At 54.9% G+C, this 21762-nt stretch carries 19 protein-coding genes and 1 riboswitch; of the genes, 13 read left to right on the plus strand and 6 right to left on the minus strand.

The features are described from left to right. Window positions 1-87 precede the first annotated feature (87 nt). Window positions 88-873: a glycosyltransferase family 25 protein gene (locus A0U92_RS00635; RefSeq protein WP_187668816.1), complete on the minus strand. Its 786-nt coding sequence runs from the start codon at window positions 871-873 to the stop codon at window positions 88-90. A 330-nt stretch (window positions 874-1203) separates the two neighbouring features. On the opposite strand from A0U92_RS00635, the gene A0U92_RS00640 reads away from it, so the two are divergent. Beyond that, entirely contained in the window at window positions 1204-2574 is a 1371-nt protein-coding gene (locus tag A0U92_RS00640) for an NAD-dependent succinate-semialdehyde dehydrogenase (RefSeq protein ID WP_077811545.1), read from the plus strand. Window positions 2575-2684: 110 nt separating this feature from the next. On the opposite strand, the gene A0U92_RS00645 is transcribed toward A0U92_RS00640, so the two are convergent. Both A0U92_RS00645 and A0U92_RS00650 read right to left on the minus strand, forming a co-directional pair. Then, entirely contained in the window at window positions 2685-2864 is a 180-nt protein-coding gene (locus A0U92_RS00645; RefSeq protein WP_236748211.1) for a hypothetical protein, read from the minus strand. A 185-nt stretch (window positions 2865-3049) separates the two neighbouring features. Continuing rightward, window positions 3050-3550, minus strand: a complete 501-nt coding sequence (locus A0U92_RS00650; RefSeq protein ID WP_077811547.1) for a DciA family protein — start codon at window positions 3548-3550, stop codon at window positions 3050-3052. Between the two features lie 11 nt (window positions 3551-3561). Between A0U92_RS00650 and mutY the strand changes: the two genes are divergently transcribed. The 4 genes from mutY (at window position 3562) to A0U92_RS00670 (ending at window position 8751) form a co-directional block, all read left to right on the plus strand. Beyond that, entirely contained in the window at window positions 3562-4659 is a 1098-nt protein-coding gene (gene mutY / locus A0U92_RS00655; RefSeq protein ID WP_149026340.1) for an A/G-specific adenine glycosylase, read from the plus strand. 31 nt (window positions 4660-4690) lie between these two features. After that, window positions 4691-5320, plus strand: a complete 630-nt coding sequence (locus A0U92_RS00660; RefSeq protein WP_077811548.1) for a hypothetical protein — start codon at window positions 4691-4693, stop codon at window positions 5318-5320. A gap of 81 nt (window positions 5321-5401) precedes the next feature. Continuing rightward, window positions 5402-6442 (plus strand): ferrochelatase, encoded by a 1041-nt coding sequence (gene hemH / locus A0U92_RS00665; RefSeq protein ID WP_077811549.1) that lies wholly within the window; start codon window positions 5402-5404, stop codon window positions 6440-6442. 479 nt (window positions 6443-6921) lie between these two features. Continuing rightward, complete coding sequence (locus A0U92_RS00670) at window positions 6922-8751, plus strand: hypothetical protein (RefSeq protein ID WP_077811550.1); 1830 nt, start codon at window positions 6922-6924, stop codon at window positions 8749-8751. A 272-nt stretch (window positions 8752-9023) separates the two neighbouring features. Here A0U92_RS00670 and A0U92_RS00675 read toward each other — a convergent pair whose 3' ends face one another. The 3 genes from A0U92_RS00675 to A0U92_RS00680 form a co-directional block, all read right to left on the minus strand. Then, the gene (locus A0U92_RS00675) at window positions 9024-10268 is read right to left on the minus strand and encodes a hypothetical protein (RefSeq protein WP_149026341.1); all 1245 of its coding nucleotides are present in this window, start codon (window positions 10266-10268) and stop codon (window positions 9024-9026) included. 372 nt (window positions 10269-10640) lie between these two features. Further along, window positions 10641-10817 carry a hypothetical protein gene (locus tag A0U92_RS17605; RefSeq protein WP_187668817.1) on the minus strand — a complete coding sequence of 59 codons (177 nt, stop codon included), beginning with the start codon at window positions 10815-10817 and terminating at the stop codon, window positions 10641-10643. Beyond that, window positions 10814-11110, minus strand: coding sequence for a CbtA family protein (locus A0U92_RS00680; protein ID WP_187668818.1), 297 nt, complete (start codon window positions 11108-11110; stop codon window positions 10814-10816). The genes A0U92_RS17605 and A0U92_RS00680 overlap by 4 nt, the downstream gene beginning before the upstream one ends. A 659-nt stretch (window positions 11111-11769) precedes the next feature. Beyond that, window positions 11770-11995, plus strand: a riboswitch (cobalamin riboswitch). A gap of 112 nt (window positions 11996-12107) precedes the next feature. Here A0U92_RS00680 and A0U92_RS00690 point away from each other — a divergent pair. Genes A0U92_RS00690 through cobD form a run of 8 tightly spaced genes read left to right on the plus strand, consistent with a single transcriptional unit; the run spans window position 12108 to window position 21762 of the window. Further along, entirely contained in the window at window positions 12108-12515 is a 408-nt protein-coding gene (locus A0U92_RS00690) for a DUF1636 family protein (protein ID WP_077811554.1), read from the plus strand. Further along, on the plus strand, window positions 12512-13573 hold the full coding sequence (cobW, locus tag A0U92_RS00695; protein ID WP_077811555.1) for a cobalamin biosynthesis protein CobW: 1062 nt from the start codon (window positions 12512-12514) through the stop codon (window positions 13571-13573). Before A0U92_RS00690 ends, cobW begins: the two co-directional genes overlap by 4 nt. A gap of 7 nt (window positions 13574-13580) precedes the next feature. After that, window positions 13581-16931: a cobaltochelatase subunit CobN gene (gene cobN, locus A0U92_RS00700; RefSeq protein WP_077811556.1), complete on the plus strand. Its 3351-nt coding sequence runs from the start codon at window positions 13581-13583 to the stop codon at window positions 16929-16931. Window positions 16932-16942: 11 nt separating this feature from the next. Beyond that, on the plus strand, window positions 16943-17347 hold the full coding sequence (locus A0U92_RS00705; RefSeq protein ID WP_149026342.1) for a hypothetical protein: 405 nt from the start codon (window positions 16943-16945) through the stop codon (window positions 17345-17347). Next, a complete protein-coding gene (locus tag A0U92_RS00710; RefSeq protein ID WP_077811558.1) occupies window positions 17347-18669 on the plus strand; it encodes a cobyrinic acid a,c-diamide synthase CobB in 1323 nt (440 codons plus the stop codon). The genes A0U92_RS00705 and A0U92_RS00710 overlap by 1 nt, the downstream gene beginning before the upstream one ends. After that, window positions 18666-19274 (plus strand): cob(I)yrinic acid a,c-diamide adenosyltransferase, encoded by a 609-nt coding sequence (cobO, locus tag A0U92_RS00715; protein WP_077811559.1) that lies wholly within the window; start codon window positions 18666-18668, stop codon window positions 19272-19274. The genes A0U92_RS00710 and cobO overlap by 4 nt, the downstream gene beginning before the upstream one ends. Further along, entirely contained in the window at window positions 19274-20740 is a 1467-nt protein-coding gene (locus A0U92_RS00720) for a cobyric acid synthase (RefSeq protein WP_077811560.1), read from the plus strand. Before cobO ends, A0U92_RS00720 begins: the two co-directional genes overlap by 1 nt. Continuing rightward, the gene (gene cobD, locus A0U92_RS00725; RefSeq protein ID WP_077811561.1) at window positions 20737-21762 is read left to right on the plus strand and encodes a threonine-phosphate decarboxylase CobD; all 1026 of its coding nucleotides are present in this window, start codon (window positions 20737-20739) and stop codon (window positions 21760-21762) included. The genes A0U92_RS00720 and cobD overlap by 4 nt, the downstream gene beginning before the upstream one ends.

Raw genomic sequence — 21762 nt, forward strand, 5'->3', positions numbered from 1 at the left:
TTGCCGCGCTCCCGGAAGCAGGGACAGGGCGACCGCGTGCATGATTTTCCAACGATTGATGGAAGGCAGGGTTCCGCGTCTGATATTTCAGATAAACACATTATCGGGAATGTAGTGGCCTTTGCGCGTGAATGAAGAGGTCGTCCAGTCATTCAGGGGTGTCGCCAGAAACGGAAATCCCAGAAAGAAAGCCATGCTGTCGGTATGACGATTCAATTCAACGTCAAGTCCACTGTTGGACCAGGTTATCTTGTGTGATTCCAGACCCAGTCCGGGCTTCAGGTAACGCACGCTGGCCGGCTGATTTCCAACAGGCAATATGTTCTCGATCAGTCTTCTGGCAGCCTGAGGGGTGACGGTATAGGCGCAGAGGCCTGAAAAACCGTTCAGTCGAAGCAGGGTGGGCGTAGCAGGCTGTGTCTGCAGATTGTTCTGATCCGGATAGGCGGCCTGCCTGTCGAAAAGAAGCGTGGCCTCGGGCATGTCCTCACCGGGAAGGATGCGGATGGGCCAGTCGGTGTTCACGCCCCAGGCTATGAAGTCGAACTGGTCCTGCTGTTCCATCAGTTGCTGTGTCAGGCTGTCAAATCTGTGATGCAGAATGACGTCATCTTCCAGCACCGTCACGGGACAGTCGTGGGTGACGGCATGCTGCCAGAGCTTCAGGTGAGACATCAGCACCCCGAGAGCCGGTTCCACATAACGGTTCTCGGCGGCGATCACGCCTTGCGCCACGAGATCAGGCCGGGAGAGCGACCAGCCGTCTACAGCCGTGAAGATGTCAACGTGTTGCATGTGGGGATTGTTGCGGAAGAAGGCGTCCTTGCGATCTGTCCGGCGTTCGAGATTGATGACGAATGTCTGCGGTTTCATCACGGTGCTGTTCACTCGTTCCGGGCGGGCGCTACGCTGTCGGGTCCGGACAGGCATTCCCCTGAAAAATGAGAAGACTATGTGCTTTCGTTAATGTGGAGAGGTTAATTTTTTCTTTATTATCTTTAGAAAGATCATTATTTTTAATATAAAAAAACGAATTCAACTGGTCCGGTTCCGGATGTGTCCGGCACGAAATCGCAACGAAAACGGGCGAAAGCCTTTCTCCGCCCCTTTTCGTTTTGAAAAAATCATTGGAGTATGCCGCCGCGCACCCGCTTCAGGCTCGGGCCAGGATTGTTATCCGGATATCAGAGAGGAGAGATCGTCATGTCTGCCTACAAGACACTCAACCCGACTACGGGCAAGGTCGAGAAGACTTTTGACGAGCATACCGACGCTCAGATGATTGCCAGACTGGAAAAGGCCCATGGCCTGTGGAAAGAGGATTGGCGTCACCGTTCCTTCGAAGAACGCCGCAGGATCATCAAGGCTGCCGCGGAGATCCTGCGCCGCGACAAGGAAAAGCACGCGGCCCTGATTGCGACCGAAATGGGCAAGGCGATCGGTGAATCCATCGGCGAGATAGAATTTTCAGCCGATATTCTCGATTATTATGCGGACAACGCCCAGCAGTTCCTCGCTCCCAGGGATATCAAGACATCCTGTAGCAGGGCTCAGATCATCAGCCAGTCTCTTGGCGTGATCTATTGTGTCGAGCCGTGGAATTACCCGTATTACCAGCTTGCCCGCGTGGCGGGGCCAAACCTCATGGCGGGCAACACGGTCCTCGTGAAACACGCACCGACAGTGCCGCAGTGTGCGCTGGCGTTCGAGCAGCTCTTCATTGAAGCAGGTGCTCCGGAGGGGGCTTACAGCAACCTGTTCATCAGCAACGATCAGTCGGAAAAGCTGATCGAGCGTCCGGAAGTCTGTGGCGTGGCCCTGACGGGCAGTGAGCGTGCGGGCAGCGCCGTAGCGTCTCAGGCCGGCAAGGCTCTGAAGAAGAGCACCATGGAGCTTGGCGGCACGGATGCCTTCATCGTGCTTGAAGATGCCGATCTGGACCTCACCATCCAGAACGCCATCTTCGGTCGCTTTGAGAATAACGGGCAGGTCTGCACCGCTGCAAAGCGCATGATCGTTCATGAGAGCATTGCCGACGAATTCACCGCGCGCCTGAAATCCGCCATCAGTGAGTTCCGTTATGGTGATCCGCTGGACAAGGACAGCACGCATGGTCCGATGAGCAGCGAAAACGCCATGAATCTCGTGCTGGAGCAGGTCGATATCGCTGTCAAAGGCGGCGCAAGGCTTCTGACCGGGGGCGTGCGTCTCAACCGCGAAGGGTTCTTTATTCAGGCCGGTATCCTGACCGATATCACGAAGGACAACCCGATCTTCTACAGGGAGATTTTCGGTCCGATCGCCTCAATCTACCGGGTGCGTGACGAGGAAGAGGCCATTGCCCTGGCCAATGACTCGCCGTTCGGACTGGGTGGTTCGGTCTACACGAAGGACACCGAGCGTGGCTGGCGTGTCGCCGAGCGAATCGAGACCGGCATGGTGTTCATCAATGCGATGAGTGGTGGCGGCCCGGAGATGCCGTTCGGCGGCATCAAGAACTCCGGCTATGGCCGGGAACTCTCGGAGTTCGGTATCGAGGAGTTCATCAACCGCAAGCTGATCTGCATTCCATAAGCAGATCAGGGACATCCCACACAAAGCAGCAGGAGCCGGAAGGCTCCTGTTTTCGTTAAAGCCGGCGGAGGTGACAGCTACGGTTTTCTCATGCCAGTCCCGACCGGCAGTCAGTCCAGAGGAGAAAGAATCGGCTGGACCTGCGTTTCAACGGCTTTCACCAGTTCGGGATTGGTGCGGCGCAGGAGGCTGGCGCGCAGCATGATGGCGGTATCCCGCGCCGATGACTGTCGCCAGCGGATCAGAAAGTCACGATCCGCCTGCAAATCCGGCTCGTGCGCTTTGGGCATGTTTTTCATAAAACCTGGTCTTCGTAAGGGGTGTGAGTTGTACCCGGAAGAAACGCCAGGTAGTTGGTTGTGGGCTCTTCTCTCATGTCTCCATGATTTGAAAGTAAATTACCCGCACTTCCGCCCTGCAATTCTGTAATACCAGAATCGTGTCTCTTTCAGGGCGGGGCTACGAGGCTTCCGGACTATTTCCGGGTGGCGTTGCGTTCGGCGAGTCTGGTCCCCAGCGCTTCAAGGGCATCCCGCAATGGCCCTTCCGGCATATCGTCAATAACGACAGGCGGCACATGTCCTGTCTGACGGCGCGCGGGGCGGCCTGATGTCTGGCTGGAGGGCTGGAAATCCTGGGTCATTTTAAGCCGCTCAACGATCCTCTGGCCGCACCATGTGTTGATCCGGTCGATGAGGGCAGTCTGCATGTGCTGGATTTCTATGGCCACCGGACCACGGCAGGCAATGGTCAGCGTGCCTGCGGACAGTTTGCGCGGCTCGGTTCGCGTTCCGAGCGATTCCCCCACAATCTGCATCCAGTCGATGAACAGCGTCACGCTTGCGGGAGAGCGTTTGCGGAAGGCTTCCCGTGTCAGCGTGGGGATCATACTGCTCAGATCACGTGGCTTGAAAGAGCGACGTGGAGCCTCTGCTGTGCCTGTCTCGCTCTTGCGTGCTGGCCGTGCGGGTTTCATAAACTGGCTCCGTGACTCCCTCAGATTCAGATCTTCTCGCATGGTACGACCATAACCGCAGAACCCTGCCCTGGCGCGCCCTGCCCGGTGAGGTGGCGGATCCCTACCATGTCTGGATCAGCGAGATCATGTTGCAGCAGACGACGGTCACTGCGGTCATTCCCTATTATCACAATTTTCTCGAACGCTTTCCCGATATAGAAGCGCTTGCCCGCGCTCCACTGGATGAGGTGCTGCAGGCGTGGTCGGGTCTTGGCTATTACTCCCGTGCCCGGAATCTGCACCGCTGTGCGGAGGAACTGATTCGTCTGGGGGGATTTCCGCGTGATGTAGCCGGTCTGCAGGCGTTGCCGGGCATAGGTGCGTATACGGCGGCAGCCATAGCGGCTATCGCCTTCGGTGTCCCGGTTGTGCCTGTCGACGGGAATGTGGAGCGGATTTCAGCCCGTATTTTTGCGGTGCGGGCGCCGATGCCGGGCGCAAGGAAGCAACTGGCGGCAAAAGCCGTGACGCTCAATTCTGGTCCGGCCGCGCAGAACCGACCGTCCGATTTCGCGCAGGCCCTGTTTGATCTCGGCGCGACACTCTGCGTGCCGCGCTCTCCTGCCTGCGTGCTCTGCCCCTGGCAGAAATCCTGTCAGGCCCGGAAGCTTGGCATACAGGCGGAACTGCCAAGAAAAACGCCGAAGGCTGAGCGTCCCACCCGCTATGGCGTGCATTTTCTGCTGATGGATGAGACAGACCAGCTTCTGGTCAGACGGCGTCCGCCTCAGGGGCTGCTGGGAGGAACGATAGAGCTGCCAGGGCCGGAATGGCGGGAGACAATGTGGAGCGCGGATGAAGTGGCGGAGGTTGCGCCTTTTTCTGATCGTGTTTCCGATGCGCTTCGCGTTCCACAATGGACGATTGTCGGTAAGGTCAGGCACGTCTTTACGCATTTTACACTGCTGATTGATGTGTATGCGGCTCAGGTGAACATGCTGCCCAATCCGCGCGAAGAGGAAGGTTTTCCTGTCGCGCTTGAAAAGGTAGGCAGCCTTGCGCTTTCTTCTCTCATGCGGAAATGCGTGGAAACTGGTGTAAACGGGTTGGACGATTACGTTTCCTGAAGCGGAAGCTGATGACGGTGAGGAGAGAATTGTGGCGGAAACACCGCGTGCTGATGAAATCTGGCTTTACGACAGCTACGGTCGGTTTCTGCATAACGATTCCCTGGATGACCGGCTGGTGGCCTGTGCTCCCGCCGATCTGCCCAATGGTCTTCCGGGGGTGATCTTCGGCATAGATCCCATGCGGAGCAGTGATCCTTTTGTGCTGCTCAAGCGTGAAACCCGCCCGATGCCTCTGCCCCAGATCGAACCGGTCATGGAGCAGGGTGTGGCGCTCGCTTTCCGGATTCTGGATAGTGAAGGACCATATGCTGACGCGCGTGGGGGCTACGTCTCCACTCAGCAGGATGGGAGCGTAGCACTCGGCGCTCCGGGACGTGGTGAGGGCATCCTGTTTGCGCCGATGCCTTTTTACACAGCCAGAAGCCTGTTTCCTGATGCTGGTATCGAACTGACAGACAGTCATGGGCTTGTGGCGCCGTCGCCTCAGCCTTTGACCGGCATGCGCGTGCAGATCGCCGGTCGGCCCTATTCGCTTGAAGTCGGGGGAGATCTGCTTGCCCGCATGGGTGAGCTGTCGCCGGGTGAAACGGTCTCACTGGTGTTGCCTGCAACAGCCACGGAACCGGAGAAGACAATCACGGCGACCAGAAAAGCATAATCTGTAAAGAGCCCGTATTCAGCTTGTTACTTGTATTTCCCATTCCGGCCATCATGTCGGAAGAATTGTCTGGCAGGTTTCATGGCCTTTATTCACGTCCCATCCAAAAAAGAAACCGCCGCTCCGATGGGGCGAGGGCGCATTGGGGTGCTGCTCACCAATCTGGGGACGCCGGATGACACCAGCTTTGGCGCTGTGCGTCGCTATCTGTCGGAATTTCTCTCTGATCAGCGCGTGATCGAGGCCAATCCTGCCATCTGGCAGCCGATATTGCAGGGTGTGGTTCTGACGGTCCGGCCCGGTCGGAGCGGCAAGGCTTACAAGCGGATCTGGAACGAAGAACAGAACGAAAGTCCTCTGCGCACTTACACACGGGGACAGGCTGAACAGCTTGCCGGGCGGTTTCACGCGGATGGAGTCAGGGTCAGCTGGGGTATGCGGTATGGCTCGCCGTCCGTGGCGGAGGCTGCAACGGAACTGATGCGTGACGGGTGTGACCGCATCCTTTTCATGCCGCTTTATCCGCAGTACAGCGCGACGACGACCGCCACGGCCAATGATCAGCTGTTTCGTTTTCTGATGACAGTGCGGCGGCAGCCGGCCATTCGCACGCTCCCGGCGTTTGCGGATGACCCTGTTTATATCAGGGCTCTTGCCGAGACATTGCAGCTTTCCCTGTCAGGGTTGTCTGAACGGCCACAGATGATCGTGACGTCTTTTCACGGGTTGCCGAACGAGTATGTCGCCAAAGGCGATCCCTATCGGGAGGACTGTGAACGGACTGTCATGGCCTTGCGTGCGGCTCTGGCGATGTCTGATGAAGACATGCCGCTGACGTTTCAGTCGCGTTTTGGGCCGGCGAAATGGCTGGAGCCTTATACGGCTCCGTTTGTGGCGGGACTCCCTGCCAAGGGCATTACGCGTGTTGCCATTATCACGCCCGGCTTTATGGCGGACTGTATTGAAACACTGGATGAACTTGGCAATGAATTGCGAGATGAGTTCATGGCCGCAGGAGGGGAAGAGCTCACGCTTGTTCCCTGTCTGAACACCTGTCCACAAGCCATTGACCTGCTCGAACATCTGGCCCGCGTGGAGTTGCAGGGGTGGATGGAGTTCTGAAAAATTGAGCCCTGATCAGTAGAGATTTTTATACTGATCAGAGCAGGCTCCATCCCATCAGGCATATGTGATTTTCCGGTGTGAATTTGCATCGGAGCCTGGAGACAGAGCATCCTGTTTTCTGACGATCAGATACTGTAGCGAAAACGTTTCCGCCTTGCGTGGTGCGAAGTTAATGCAATCATGAAAAAATATAGTTTTTTATACAGATGTGATTTTGATAGTTGTTTGTTTTATTTTTGATAAAATCGTATTTATTGATATATAATCAAGAAAATAAATTAACTTATTCTGCGTTTGTTCTGCTTTCCAGAGAAATTTTAAGGATTTGTGCAGAATTTATTAACCATTTTTTCTTAACGTCAGGGCTCTGTCGCCGGGCAATAGCTCGGCTCCCGAATTGCCGCACGTCACGTCATTATATCTGTAGATAAAAAATGCAGATTTAAGAGGGTGAGGTGCTGATGGAATGTAAATTCATGAGCAGCATCAGTCATACAGCTTCTGTCAAACTCGCGAAAAGCACGAGTGAAGCGCCGGCCGCTTATATGGAGACGGACCAGTACGGACTGTCTTCGGTTGATGATATTGAGCAGACGGATGCCTCATCTGTTTCACCGACATTGAGTGGCCTGCCATCTTCTTCGGCTACAGCAAGAGATACCGATTTTCCATTCTCCTCGACGGTGATTTCGGGATCAGATGATCTTCCTGTTACGGTCAGCCTGTCCATTTCCGGCGAGGATGCCGATCTGGTAGCGTCCACTTCTGACAGCGTCCTGGTGTCAGGAAGCGGCAGTGATCAGTTGACGATCAGGGGAATGGTGTCTGATGTCCAGGCTGCTCTTCGTGCGGTTACGATTTCAGCCGCCAGAGAAATCGCTTCAGCTGAAACAGTTGCCTACTCAGCTTCGGTTTCCAGTGATCAGACTTCGAGTGTTTACAGTGGAACCATAACCATTCTGCCGAGTGTTTTGTTCTCGCTTCCCACGGAATCCCGTACGGTCAGCGATATTCTGGCGGCGGTCAGTCATGAAGAGACCGCCCAGCAGCAGTCCACAGCCGTTGTTTCGGATTCCACACAGGCGACAGTAAACGATGGTCAGGGTGATGATGGGGTGGCCAGCGCCACTGCTGCTGTATCCCAGACGGATATTGCGTCTGCAGCAGGCTCGGCGAGACTGCTGCAGTCCGGGAAAGAAAATGCGGGTGACAGTAATCTGAACTCCATGCAAACCACTAATGAAGGCAGTGCGACACTTTCTCCAGATCAGATCAGTGGCGTCTCCATCCCGGTCTCTGCAAGTCCAGAAAAGATGCTTGTCACATCGGACTCTAATGGTTCTGTTGTTCTGGGCGCAGGAGCAGGCAGTTCTGCAATGCAGAATCCGGTTGGCGCTCAGGCATTAACGCCGTCTGCCTCGGTTGACGCGGTTGCACTGGAAACCGGTGTGCTGTCACAGGCGAGTTATGGCGTTGCATGGACTTCATCCAAGGATGCCGGCACGACCCAAAGTGGTGCTTCGACCGATAACCGGACCGTAACAACACCATTGGCAACGACGAGCGAAACGCAGCAGGATGCTATGCCTCTGCTGACTTCGACAGACCAAACAGCGGCAGCGGTGGACACAGGTTCAACGGGTCTGTTGAACGACGTTGATACGATCGGCACTGTGAATCAGGCAGATGAATCTTCTGTTTCGGTGACCTCTACCGTTTCAGGAGCAAATAATATCGAAGTAAATAACGGTATTGTTGCTCTGGACGGCGGGACGAACACCGTTGTCGCCCAGGATCAGGGAACAGTCGCGGTATGGAGTGCCGCAGGGACGACAAGCTTTAATGACGCCGGATCGGGAGATGCAGAGTTCCATGTAACAGGCACAGGTACATTTGATGTGCAGGATACAGGCACCGGTGACGCTACCTTAAGGGTCATGCAACTTGCTTCTTCAGACGCGTCAGGGACAATTACCGGAGGGGCCAGGCATCTGGATGTGACGACAGGCTCCGGATCGGTCAATGTTGTGGCTGGCTTGGGTGGTCTGGATCTTTCGACTGCTGGTTCAGGTGCTTTGCAAATCGACATTACGCAAGGAACTGATCATATTCTGATTGCGGGTGATCAGACGGGGAATGTGACTGTTTCAGGCGCGGTTGTGAACGCGAATGCTAATTTCGGTATTATGGGTGTGACATCAGAAAAAATTATCAACGGGAATTTCGTTGTTGGTTTGACGGATGGCAACTCAGTGACATTTCTTGGAGCATCCGGAGGGGATAATATAACGTTGTATCTTACGTGATGGCTTACAGAATGGTGTGTTACGAAACGAGAGATAAATCTGCACAGGGAAATAGTTGTTGTAAATTAATACTGTAATAAATTGAATTATGTTGATTTTTTAATTATAAAAAATTATCTCTAAATAAATTTTGATGCTTTTGAGGGGTCGCTTTGTTTTGGCGACATGGTGCGTTTTATATTTTTTGTACGGTAAGTTTTTTTTCTCTGTTCTATAAAGCGTTTCTACCGAAATCAGATTCGGTAGAAACGCTTTGGTCTGGAAAACCAGTCTCAGGAAATTTTGAAATTTCCGATCTGTAAAGGATTGTTTTCACTTACATTGTTCAGCATTACAGAAGTGCGGCTGTCAATCTGAAGTAGCGTGCCTGTGCCGCTCACTGTTGCATGATCCAGAATAGATCCCAGAGTCGTCTGAGTCAGTCCAAAACCGGATAATTCAATGATATTGCCAGCGGAAGCGGTGAAATCGCTAATGGTATCTGTCGCGCCTGCTGCCGATTTGATGATGTCAAAGGTATTGGCAGAACCAGCGCCACCAGTCATGTTCATACTGCTGTAAGCCTTGAATGTATCACCACCTGTACCCCCAACGGCAGTGAAGATGCCGGTATTATTGGCCGCACTGATGAAAGTCAGCGCGCCACTGCCTTTCTGGGTGACTGACTGCGACCCTGTGCCACCATTGATCCTGGAGCCTGCGCCCCACACATCAAGGATGAGTTTTGCTGCTGAGTCCATGTTGCCGAAAGAGGCTGAAACAGACTGACCCTGAATATGGTTTGTACCCTGAATTGAACCGGTAACGTAAAAAGTGCCGTAACCACCTGATGTGAAGTCACCATTGGCATCTGTAGACCAGTTTACCTGAGAATTTTTTAATGCCCCGACCGCAGTGCCAGTACCATCCGTCGTCAGAGTGCTGTCGGTCAGGGTGATCACAGAACTGTTGCGGCCCAGAGTAACGGTGGACTCAGAAATTACATTCGCGATCGTTTTCAGTCCAGCATTGATTGTTCCATTGCTGAATGTGTCGAAGACTGAGTCTGAACCAGTCACAATGGAACTGTCAGTGCATTTTAAAAACTGAGATTTGGCGCCGGACACAATAGTGGCATTATCGGCGCCAATAAAGCTGGAGTATGCCCCTGTATGGAGAGTGCCATTGACATTGATAAATGTGTCACCGACAGAGTGGGCTGCGTTTACCGTCCCTGCAAAATTTAAAATAGTATTGGCGTTGCCAGTAATTGTCAGATTGCTGTTGCTTGTGGAAAAAGCGTAGCTAACGGTGCTGTTGGTTCCGCTGACAGTTACGTTGATATCGCCAAAAATATAGGCTGTATTGCGAAACCAGACAGTCAGGTCAGTCGTCGTGCTGCCGGGATTCTGGACAATGTAAGCCTGTCCTGATGTGAGGTAGGCTGATGAATTATTCCCACCCAGCACAAGCGTCTGATAAGTGTTACCTGAAGAGTTCGAGACCATTAAAAACCTCGCAATTTGATTTTTGTTCACTTTTTGAATTGCATGTCATGCTTCGTTATAAAGAAACAAAAAGGTAAATAATAAAACAAAATTATAAAAATAAATGTTTACGTTAAATGTTTTATAACCAATGAATAAATTTATGGATTTAAATATAATTTTTGAAAATAATATGATATTTTTTATCATTTTCTGTAAAAATATTCATGAATAAGAAAGTGTGTTAATTGGAAATCTTTAAAATTGCTAATATCAGAGAATGAAATTTCTGAAAAAGATTGGGACTTTGTGTTGTATGAACTGTGACTTTGTCATGAGAAGTTTTTGATGATCCATCAGAAGCTGCCATTCGGATTTTGTACGCAGGTTTTTACGGTAATTTGTCTGCCATAGTTCCAAAGATCATTCCAATTGCTGACCATAGGATGACTGAGTGCCTATAGCAGCTTCTCTGATCTGAAACGCCCCAAAGCCATCGCAGGGAGATTCGATAGTATTTTGCTGATGTCGGGCAGAATCAACTGCAACATAAACAAAAATCCTATGAAGAAAATTCCTGCACTGCTCGATCTGTTTCATGTTTCAGATCTTTTGACGAGTAGCCTGGCTGTCAGAATTGAAATTACGGTACAGCAGGCAGACAACAGGATCGTCTCGAAATAGACATCGGTAAGCAGGCTGATTGTTTCTGGATTGCCGACGGCAGGTGGGTTGGGTGGACGCTTCAGATCTGGTGGCAGTGCCATGATGATGAAACAGGCAATGGCAATGAGCAGGGTGTCGGCACGGGGAGAGGGATGCCCAATCCAAATCCGTCCATAAACCACGGTGAAAGCGAGTGAGAACGGGCCTCCATAAGCTGTGCCAGGCATGACGAACCCGTGCATGGGCTTGAAATGGCCCGACTGACCATCTCAGGCTCTGGAGGCATTCAGATCAACGCATCCCGCGACTGTTAAAATATGAGAGCGTGCACAATCTCAGGCTTTCCGAACGGATGGACAGGCAGGAAGCGAGATCCACGCTTGGACTCCGGGGTCAGGCGTCATTCGGCCATTGAAATTTAATGGCAGAGCAAGCTGGCAAAGTGGCGGGCATCACGCGTGAATGCGTGAACCCTATTGCCAGAAAACGGGAGGTCCTTTCCTGTTCGGCCTCGGCGACGCAGAGTAGCGCAACATTAAGTGGTAGTCCGAAAATCGCCCCAAGATGCAATGGCACGAAACAGAATGGTCTTCGGGCGGATATGGATGACGGAATGGAGCAAACCACGGACTGGCTTATGATGACTTCGCCGGGGAAAAATCTGTTCCGCGTTCAACTGAGAGGCAGGATCTGCCTTCCCTCGCTTCGGAAAGGAATATTACAGGGATGCGACCGTGTCGGGTTTTCACCGGCATTCAGGCAGAATATTTTTCAGGCCTTCATGACACAGCCGAGTCAGCCGGAAAGCATGTTCGGCAGAGGTTCCTGTATCATTGGATGAAATTCTGAACAGAGAGAAAGCTGCTTTGACAGCCCCCTACACCACCGATAGACAGGTGGTGATGGTGTTCCGCAAGGAACTGAAAAGGGAAGCCGGTGCGGTCATGCATCAAATCCGGCGCTGCCCCCGCAACTGTAGACGGTTTGTGACACCTCTTCTTTCTCCCGTCATGGGGAGAACGCCACTGGAAGTTTCCGGGAAGGCGGCGAGGTTGTCCGGGACATATGTCCCGACCGTGAGCCAGGAGACCTGCCGTCATGAATAAGGAATGTCATGGACCGGCGGGGTGCCCGGATCATGAGGGCCTGCGTCCGTCGTATGCCCCCTCCCGGTGGAGGCCTCGCTGACCGCACCCTGTTTTTGCAAGGACGCAAGGACAGGACATGAATGATCTGCCTGCCAGAACGCCCGAAGAGTCACAGGTGGAACGCCCTGCTCTTCATATCTGTGTGACATGCCTCCGTCCTGACCCGGACGGCGTGCCGCTTGGGCGCACCCTTTATGAGACATTATGCGACAGGGCCGACGCGGGGCACGTGATCCTGCAGCCGGTCCTGTGTCTGGCCGCCTGTGGCAGTGGCTGCACGGCGACCATCTCCATGCCAGGAAAATGGGCCTGGCTGCTTGGCCATCTTGATCCCGCAAAAGCCGATGATCTGCTGACCTACGCAGGCCTTTATGCGGCGTCGAAAACCGGCGCAGTCATGCCGTCCAAACGTCCTTCCTCCCTGAACGACATGATTCTGGGCCGTTTTCCAGCCCTGCTTCCCACATCACAGGAGCCGACATGAATTCCATAGCCCCAACGTCCACACCTGCCATCGGTGTAAAGATTCCTGTCACCGTGATCACCGGTTTTCTGGGAGCAGGCAAGACCACTCTGCTGCGGAATCTCCTTTCGCAGGCGCACGGACGGCGGATCGCCGTCGTGGTCAATGAATTCGGTTCGTTGGGGATCGATGGCGAAACCCTGCGCTCCTGCGGCATTGAAGGTTGCCCGGATGAGGACATTGTCGAACTCACCAATGGCTGCCTGTGCTGCACCGTTGCGGACGATTTCCTGCCGACCATGCGCGCGCTGATCGATCGCCCGCAGCCGCCTGAGCACATCGTCATCGAAACATCGGGTCTCGCCCTGCCGAAGCCACTGCTCAAGGCGTTCGGCTGGCCGGATATCCGCACACGAATGACTGTGGACGGCGTCATCACGCTGGTCGACACACCAGCCGTCGCGGCGGGGCGTTTTGCTGATGACCCGGAGGCGATTGCCGCCCAGCAGGCAGCTGACCCTTCTCTCGATCACGACAATCCGCTGGCGGAAGTGTTTGAGGATCAGCTCCTCTCTGCCGATCTGGTGGTGCTGAACAAGACAGATCTGCTGGACGAGGCAGAACTGGAAGCCGTGGAAGCGGAGATCACCGCGCTGTTGCCACTTAAGCGGGTGATGCTGCGTGCCGTGGAGGGCAGGCTTGATCCGGCCGTGCTGCTTGGACTTGAAGCCGGTGCGGAAGATGATCTCACGGCGCGCCCGTCTCATCATGATGGTGCGGACGAGCATGAGCATGATGATTTCGACTCGTTTGTCGTCGCCGTCCCCGAGCAGATCAGCGCGGATGCCTTTGTGAAGCGTCTGACGGAAGTGGCGGTCCAGTTCGATATCCTGCGTCTCAAGGGTTTTGCTGCCGTAAAAGGTAAGGCGATGCGACTGGCGGTGCAGGGTGTGGGAGGGCGGATGCGCTACGTCTTCGACAAGCCGCTGACCGGCGACGACCGTACGGGGCGCCTCGTCGTCATTGGCCAGAAAGGGCTGGATTGTCAGGCCATCGAAGCGACCTTGCAGGCGGTCTGAATTTCTCATGCACCTGCTTGTCCGGGATCAGCAGTCGATTGACGAACAGGACGTGGCCGAAGATCTCGACCACGCACCTGCCGATGTCATCGTTCTGTCGTTCACGGACAGCGATCTGCTCTCCCTTGAGCGGGCCTATGACAGAATGGCGGAGCCGGGCTTTTCGCTCCGGCTGGTGAATCTTGGCCGGCTGCGTCATCCCATGTCGATTGATCTGTATATCGAACAGACCGTTGCGCATGCGCGATGCGTGGTTATCCGTCTTCTGGGTGGCGTGGATTACTGGCGGTATGGCGTCGAGGAAGTGGCGTCCTGCTGCCGCGCGCAGGATATTCCGCTTGCCTTGCTGCCCGGTGACGACCGGGAGGATGTCCGGCTGGCGGCATGGTCAACGGCAGAAGATGGAATCTGCCAGCGGCTGGCCGGTTTTCTGAAGGAGAGCGGCCCACGCAATATCCATGAAGCCCTGCAACTCATGCGTCATGCCGCAGGGTTGGGTGAAGATGACGGCGCATTGCCGGAGGGTCTTCCTGCTGTCGGTATTTACCGGCAGGCCGGGCATGGTCTTCCATTACGTGCCACACTGGTTTTCTATCGCGCACATCTGCTCTCGGGTGATACGGCCGCCATCGATGTGCTGGCTGACACGCTGGAACAGCACGGCATGGCGACTGAAGTGGTGTTCGTCTCTTCGTTGAAACAGACGGAAGTCGCGCAGTGGATCGAGCACCGGCTGCTCGTGACAGCCCCCGATATCGTGCTCAACGCGACGGTTTTCGCTGTCCGGGGAGAGGGAATGGCGGCGTCCCCCCTTGAAGCGGCTGGCGTGACGATCCTGCAACTCGTGCAGCCCGCTTCTACGGAGCGGGCATGGCGGGAGAGTTTTCGTGGTCTGGGTCAGTCCGATCTGGCCATGCAGGTCGTGCTGCCCGAGCTGGACGGTCGCATAGCGACAGTGCCTGTTTCCTTCAAGGAGGAAGCGGCTGCCGGTCATCCGGCGCGTCGAAAAGCATGGCGTTCTGGAATCGACGCAGTGGTGCGGCAGGCATCGGGATGGGCGCGTCTTGGACATATCGCCGCAGTTGATCGGAAACTGGCAATCATCCTGTCCGATTATCCCGGCGCAAGTGACGAAGGAGGTTCTGCGCAGGTCGCGCATGCTGTCGGGCTCGACAGCTTTGCAAGTCTGTCCTCCATTCTGGAGATGCTGCGAGATGCTGGTTACAGTTGTGGCGAGCGTGCAGATACTGAAGTCGCCACGCTTGTCCCGGTTCTGACGGAAGGCTCCGGGCATACGGTCTGGTCTCTCGCTGACTATAAAAATTGTTTTGATGAACTGCCTGAAACTTTCCGTGTGTCGGTCATGGCCGTATGGGGCGCGCCGGAAGACGATCCTTCATTGCGGGATGGCCTGTTTTGTTTCCGCTTTTGTCGTCCAGGTAATATCGTCATTGCCGTCCAGCCGGATCGTGGTCGCCATGCCGATCGGCAAACGCAGTATCATGATCCGGATATGCCGCCATGCCACGGTTATATCGCGTTTTATTTGTGGCTGCGTTCGGTCTGCGCCATTGATGTCATGGTGCATCTTGGTGCGCATGGGACGCTGGAATGGCTGCCGGGAAAATCGGTCGCGCTGTCTGAAAGTTGTGGTCCGGCTGTTCTGACGGCAGGTATGCCGGTGATCTATCCGTTCATCGTCAACAACCCCGGTGAAGCGGCGGCGGCGAAACGGCGTCTGGGGGCCGTGACCATCGGGCATATGACGCCGCCAGTGATGAAGGCAGGTCTGTCTGGTGATATGGAGGAACTTGAAGCGCTGATCGACGAATATGCTGAAGCAGATGGGATGGATCGTCGCCGCGTGGCATTGCTGCGTCGTGATATTCTTGAGCGGGCCACCAGCATGGGTGTGCTGGCGGAAAGTGGAGTGCGATCCGCAGAAGGAGATGAAGCGGAAGCACTTGCCCGGCTGGATGCCTATCTCTGCGATGTGAAGGATCTTCAGATCCGCGATGGGCTGCATGTTTTTGGGCAGGTCACTCCGAAAAGTGCTGATTTGGCTGGAACTGTTGCCACTCTCTCCGGCGTTGAGGAAGCAGCCGTGACACAGCGCCTCCTTCTGAGCGCCCAGCGGGAGCGGGAAGGGTTTCTGGCGGCTCTTGAAGGTCGTTTTGTTGAACCGGGTCCGGCAGGAGCGCCAACGCGGGGGCGCTTCGATGTGCTGCCGACTGGAAGAAATCTTTTCACAATTGATCCGCGGGCCATTCCAACCCCTGTCGCCGTGGAGCTGGCTCGTGGACAGGCCGAACAGATTCTGACGCGACATTTGCAGGAAGAAGGCGAACCGCTACGGCATCTGGTGATGGATCTGTGGGGATCAGCAAGTTTACGAACCGGTGGCGAAGATCTTGCGCTGGCGCTGCTGTTGATGGGGGTCGAGCCGCTGTGGGATCGTGCCAGCGGCAGGGTCAGTGGAATCGACATCGTTCCGATGCCGGTGCTTGATCGTCCGCGTGTTGATGTCACGTTGCGCATTTCCGGTTTTTTCCGGGACACGTTCCCCGGCCAGATCGCTCTCTTCCGACAGGCCGTTGAAGCTGTTGCCGCGCGCCGGGAAAGTGTTGAATGGAATCCTCTCGTAGCAGTCTTTGTACAAAATGAACCGCTTCCTTCACGTGTTTTTGGACCCGCACCCGGATCATATGGGGCAGGACTGGAAAATCTCCTCCAGACGGCGGCATGGACCAACAGGGATGAACTGGCGAATGCGTATCTCGCCGCCAATAGCTGGAGTTATGACAAGGAGCACAATCTGGCTCAGGACAACGAAGGGTTGAGCCGTCAGATCGGACAGGCCGACGTCATTCTGCACACACAGGATCATGCGGAAACCGATATTCTGGAAACACCGGACATGGCGGCGCATGAAGGGGGACTGGCGGCTGTGGCGGCGTTGCTCGATACGAAACCGGAGATGTGGCACGGCGATACATCGGATCCCCACACTCCAAAACTGCGTGACACAGAAGCTGAAATCGTGCGTGTGGTGCGCGGGAGACTGACAAACCCTCTCTGGCTTGCCGGTATGCGCCGACATGGTTATCGAGGTGCTGCGGAAATGTCACGAGGCGTCGATGCGCTGGCGGCTTTCGCCGCAATGCTTCCAACACGGTTCGATCATCAGTTTGATCTGGTTTTTGATGCGATTCTGGATGATTCTGACACTGATTTTTTTCTCAGGACAGAAAATCCCGCTGCACATCAGGCTATCCGTGAGCGACTGGCGGAAATGTTACGGAGAGGTCTCTGGCATCCACGAAAAAACAGTGCGTATGACAGTCCGGGTGATCAATGATGAGCCCTGCCGTGTCTGTTCGTGCCTGTCGTCCGGAGGGAATTGTTGAAACGGATGTGGCAATGCTGACGCAGGGGAAACTGTGTTCCAGTGACAGTATTTTTCAAGATTTCTCTGAAAAAATGATCGCCTCGTTCAATGTTGTCTCACATATCGGCATGATGGAGCAGCAAGGATCTTCAACCGGACAACCTTTACGCAGTCAGACGACATCGCCCAAAACCCTCGCCAGTAAGCTGATATGTAAGGTCTTCAGTGTGTCAGGTCGTGCGAATGATTGTGGCATGCCTGTCCGTAGTCACGCTGAAGCGGACAATGGGAAGCGAGAGTTACATTTTTCCCATGACAGGTTTCAGGCGTCAGGAAACGCATTCATTAAGCCAGTAAAGAGCTTTCCCAGGAAAGGCTTCTTGTGATGCCGAAGGTTCTCATGATTGCAGCCCCGCGATCCGGTGGTGGCAAAACAACCGTGACTTTGGGGTTGCTGGCAGCACTCAGAGAGCAGGGCGTCAGGGTAAGAGGGGCCAAGACGGGGCCTGATTATATTGACCCGGCCTTTCATGAAGCAGCTACCGGCCTGCCAAGCTTCAATCTCGATAGCTGGACGATGCCTTTGCCTGTGCTTGAAGGGGTATTGTCGAACGCTCTACAGGACGCCGATCTTCTGATTGTGGAATCAGCCATGGGGCTGTTCGATGGTCTGATGGAACCTGAAGGGGCGCGTGGGGCACCCTCTGACATTGCTTCCCGGTTTGATATTCCTGTCGTTCTTGTCCTTGATGTTTCGGGGCAGGGGCAATCCGCTGGAGCCGTGGCGCATGGGTTTGCAACACTGAATCCATATGTGCGGATCGCGGGGGTTATACTCAATCAGGTCTCATCCCCCCGTCATCTGGCGATGGCGGCCGGTGCTGTGCGGTCTGCTGGCCTGTCGGTACTGGGCGCGTTCATGAGAGACGCGACACTGGTGCTCCCGGAACGTCACCTCGGATTGGTGCAGGCACGGGAACAGTCGGAACTGCCGGGATTGCTGGATCGTCTGGCAGAGCGCACGGTCGCGGCTTTGGATATGGAGGCGCTTCTGGCAGTCGCACAGCCATTATCCATGGGCAGCGCATCATCGGTGGTCGCAGTGCGACCACCCGGACAGCGGATCGCAGTAGCGGATGACGCCGCTTTTTCGTTTTTCTATGGGCATATCGCACAGGGCTGGCGCGTCGCAGGCGCGGAAATCGCGCCATTTTCACCGCTTGCGGATGAGGCTCCGGATCAGTCCTGCGATGTGTGCTGGTTGCCGGGCGGCTATCCTGAACTTCATGCAGGAGCTCTGTCTTCCGCTCGGAATTTTCATTGTGGATTGAGAGAGTTTGCCGAAATTCGCCCCGTTCATGGTGAGTGCGGAGGGTTCATGGTGCTGGGCGATGCTTTGGAGGATGCGCAAGGGATTCGCCATCCGATGAGTGGTCTTCTCAGTCATGTCACGAGTTTTGCAGAACGGAAGATCAGTCTGGGTTACCGCGAGGCTGTATTGCGCACATCCTGTGCTCTGGGTCAGGCAGGCACATGTTTTCGGGGGCATGAGTTTCATTATGCTCAGCTCATTGATCCCGGTCTTGATCAGCCGCTTGTGGATCTTTGTGATGGAACCGGAAAAGATCTTGGACCAGCCGGTGGCCGGCGTGGTCTGGTCTCGGGTTCGTATTTTCATGTGATGGCGGAACAGGAAAAACAGGCATGACTGATGAGACAGACAACCGGCGACATCAGATGAAGATGCAGCGACGCAAGGAAGTGCAGGATCAGGAAGTTGCCGAAAAGACCATCGAGAAAGGTCTTCTCGCCGTCAATACAGGCTCGGGAAAAGGAAAATCGACGGCAGCTTTCGGTCTGGCCTTGCGGATGCTGGGACGCGGCAAGCGGGTTGTTGTCGTGCAGTTTATCAAGGGAGCCTGGTCGACAGGAGAGAAAATCGCGCTTGAGCGATTTGATGATCTGCTTGAATGGCACACGCTTGGAGAAGGTTTTACGTGGGAGACGCAGGATAAAGGGAGGGATATTGCGGCGGCGGTTCGCGCGTGGGAGGTCGCCCGGACAGCCTTGCGCCGGGAGGATGTGGGGCTGGTTGTTCTGGATGAGCTGAATATCGCCCTGCGTTATGATTATCTGCCATTGGAGACGGTTCTTGAGGATCTCGCAGCGCGTCCGGCCATGCAGCATGTGGTGGTAACGGGCCGCAATGCTCCGGCCGCCCTTGTGGAAGCCGCTGATCTGGTCACGGAAATGACGCTGGTGAAGCATCATTTCAAGGCGGGTGTGAAAGCTCAGGAAGGCGTCGAATTCTGATGGCGCGGGCGCTGATGTTTCAGGGGACTGGCTCCAGTGTCGGCAAGTCCGTGCTGGTGGCCGGCCTCGCCCGGGTGCTGACCCGTCGGGGGTTTCGTGTACGCCCCTTCAAGCCCCAGAACATGTCCAACAATGCCGCGGTGACGGTTGATGGAGGTGAGATCGGGAGAGCGCAGGCTTTGCAGGCGCGGGCTTGTGGGGTCGCGCCGACAGTGGATATGAATCCTGTCCTTCTGAAGCCTCAGAGCGACGTCGGTGCGCAACTTGTCGTCCGGGGACAGGTTCGCGGAGCGTTTCAGGCGAAAGACTATGCGTCCATCAAGCCCGCACTGATGCCGGATGTGCTCGACGCATTTTACAAACTGGCTGATCAGGCCGATATTGTGCTGGTGGAGGGAGCGGGTTCGGCTTCTGAAATCAATCTGCGCGCCAACGATATTGCCAATATGGGGTTTGCTCAGGCGGCGGATGTAAACGTGGTGATGATCGGTGACATTGACCGTGGCGGCGTCATAGCCAGTCTGGTTGGAACAAAGGCGGTTACTGATAAAAAAGACTCTGATCGGATCAAGGGATTTATCGTCAATCGGATGCGTGGCGATCCATCATTGTTTTCAGATGGCATGGATTTCATTGCGGATCATACAGGGTGGACGGCTCTTGGACTGGTGCCGCACTGTAGCTCTGTGCGTGAACTTCCTGCCGAGGATGCTGCTGATCTACAGACGATTTCCAAGCAGGAAGGGCGTGTCAGGGTTGTCGTGCCGCATATGCCCTGCATCGCCAATTTTGATGATCTCGATCCCTTGAACGCCATGCCTGAGGTGGACCTGCTGATCGTTGAGCCCGGTCAACCGCTTCCTGTCTGTGATCTGGTCATTCTTCCCGGATCGAAAGCAACCATTTCTGATCTTTCTTTTTTCAAGGATCAGGGGTGGGATACGGATCTTGCTGCGCATGTCCGTCGGAAGGGATGGGTTCTGGGAATCTGCGGCGGCTATCAGATGCTGGGACGAATGATTTCTGATCCAGATGGCGTGGAGGGGAATGTGGCTGAAACGGCGGGTCTGGGCTTGCTGGATGTCACAACCTGCCTGACGCCGGATAAACGGCTTGTCGAGGTGGAGGGAGTGCTTCTTCCTGAAAATGTTCCCGTCAGTGGCTACGAAATTCACATGGGACGCACCGCAGGTCCTGCATGTGCACGCCCCTTTTCGTCGATAGGGGGGGAGAGGGAGGGAGCCTCCTCAGCAGATGGACATATATGGGGGACTTATCTGCACGGTGTGCTGTCCGGCGGCGCGGCAAGACAGGCCTTGCTGAACAGGATCGGACTGAATGCGGGTCTGTTGAGAGATCATGATGAGCATGTGGAAGAGGCTCTGAATGCCTGGGCGGACCATCTTGAGGAACATGTTGATATCGAAGCATTGCTTGCATTGGCGCGGGTGGTAGAAAAGCCATGAATGTTCTGCCGGAAATGCCAGAGCATGGCGGTCAGGTCGAACTGCTCATGCGGGCGTTTCCCGATGCTCCCGAGCCTTTTATTGATCTTTCAACGGGCATCAGTCCGTATCCCTATCCGTTCGGCGAGGTGCGACAAAGCGACCTGACCCGGCTTCCCGAGCAGGGTGAGGAAGAGAGGCTGCTGAATGCCGCCATGCGGGCCTATGGCGTGCGGTCGCCAGAATTGATTGTTGCCGGTTCTGGAACACAACTTCTTATTTCTCTCTTGCCGTATGTTCTGGAGAGAAAAAAAGTCGTTCTTCTTGGACCGACGTATAGTGGTCATGCGACTGCATGGCGGCATGCAGGTGCCGATGTTCATGTCGCCAGTGATATGGACACATTCAGTGAGGAAGCTGCTCAGCCCGGATGTGTGGGTGTCCTGTGCAACCCCAATAATCCTGACGGACGGCATCATGACCCGCTCGATCTTCTGGCTTTGGCGGAGCGTTGCGCCCGCGTGGACTCCTGTCTCGTTGTGGATGAAGCTTACGCTGATTTTGAAAATCATATCAGTGTGGCAGGGCATATTCCTCATTCATCTTTGGTTGTTCTGAGGTCTTTCGGGAAGAGTTACGGTCTTCCGGGTGTACGGTTGGGCTTTTTGCTGGCGACGGAAGCCCTGATCGAACGTATGAGAAAAATGCTCGGAGACTGGGCTGTCGGAACGGCTGCGATTACTATCGGGTGCAAGGCTCTTGATGATCGGGAGTGGCTGGATAGACAAAAAGTACCACTGGACCATGCCATGCAAAGATTTCTGGCTCTTTGCCGGAGAAGAAATCTCCCTGTCGTAGGGCATACATGTCTGTTTGCTCTTGTAAGAACGCATGAAGCGCCTGATTTATGGTCTCATTTATGTAAAAACGGTATTGTCACAAGATTTTTTGCAGACAGACCTACTGATATCCGATTTGGACTGCCGCGCTGTGAAGCGGATTGGGCGAGACTGGAGAAGGGCTTGAACGCATGGCGACCGTAA

Origin of the sequence: Acetobacter aceti (genome assembly GCF_002005445.1) — a bacterium.
Classification (GTDB): domain Bacteria; phylum Pseudomonadota; class Alphaproteobacteria; order Acetobacterales; family Acetobacteraceae; genus Acetobacter; species Acetobacter aceti_B.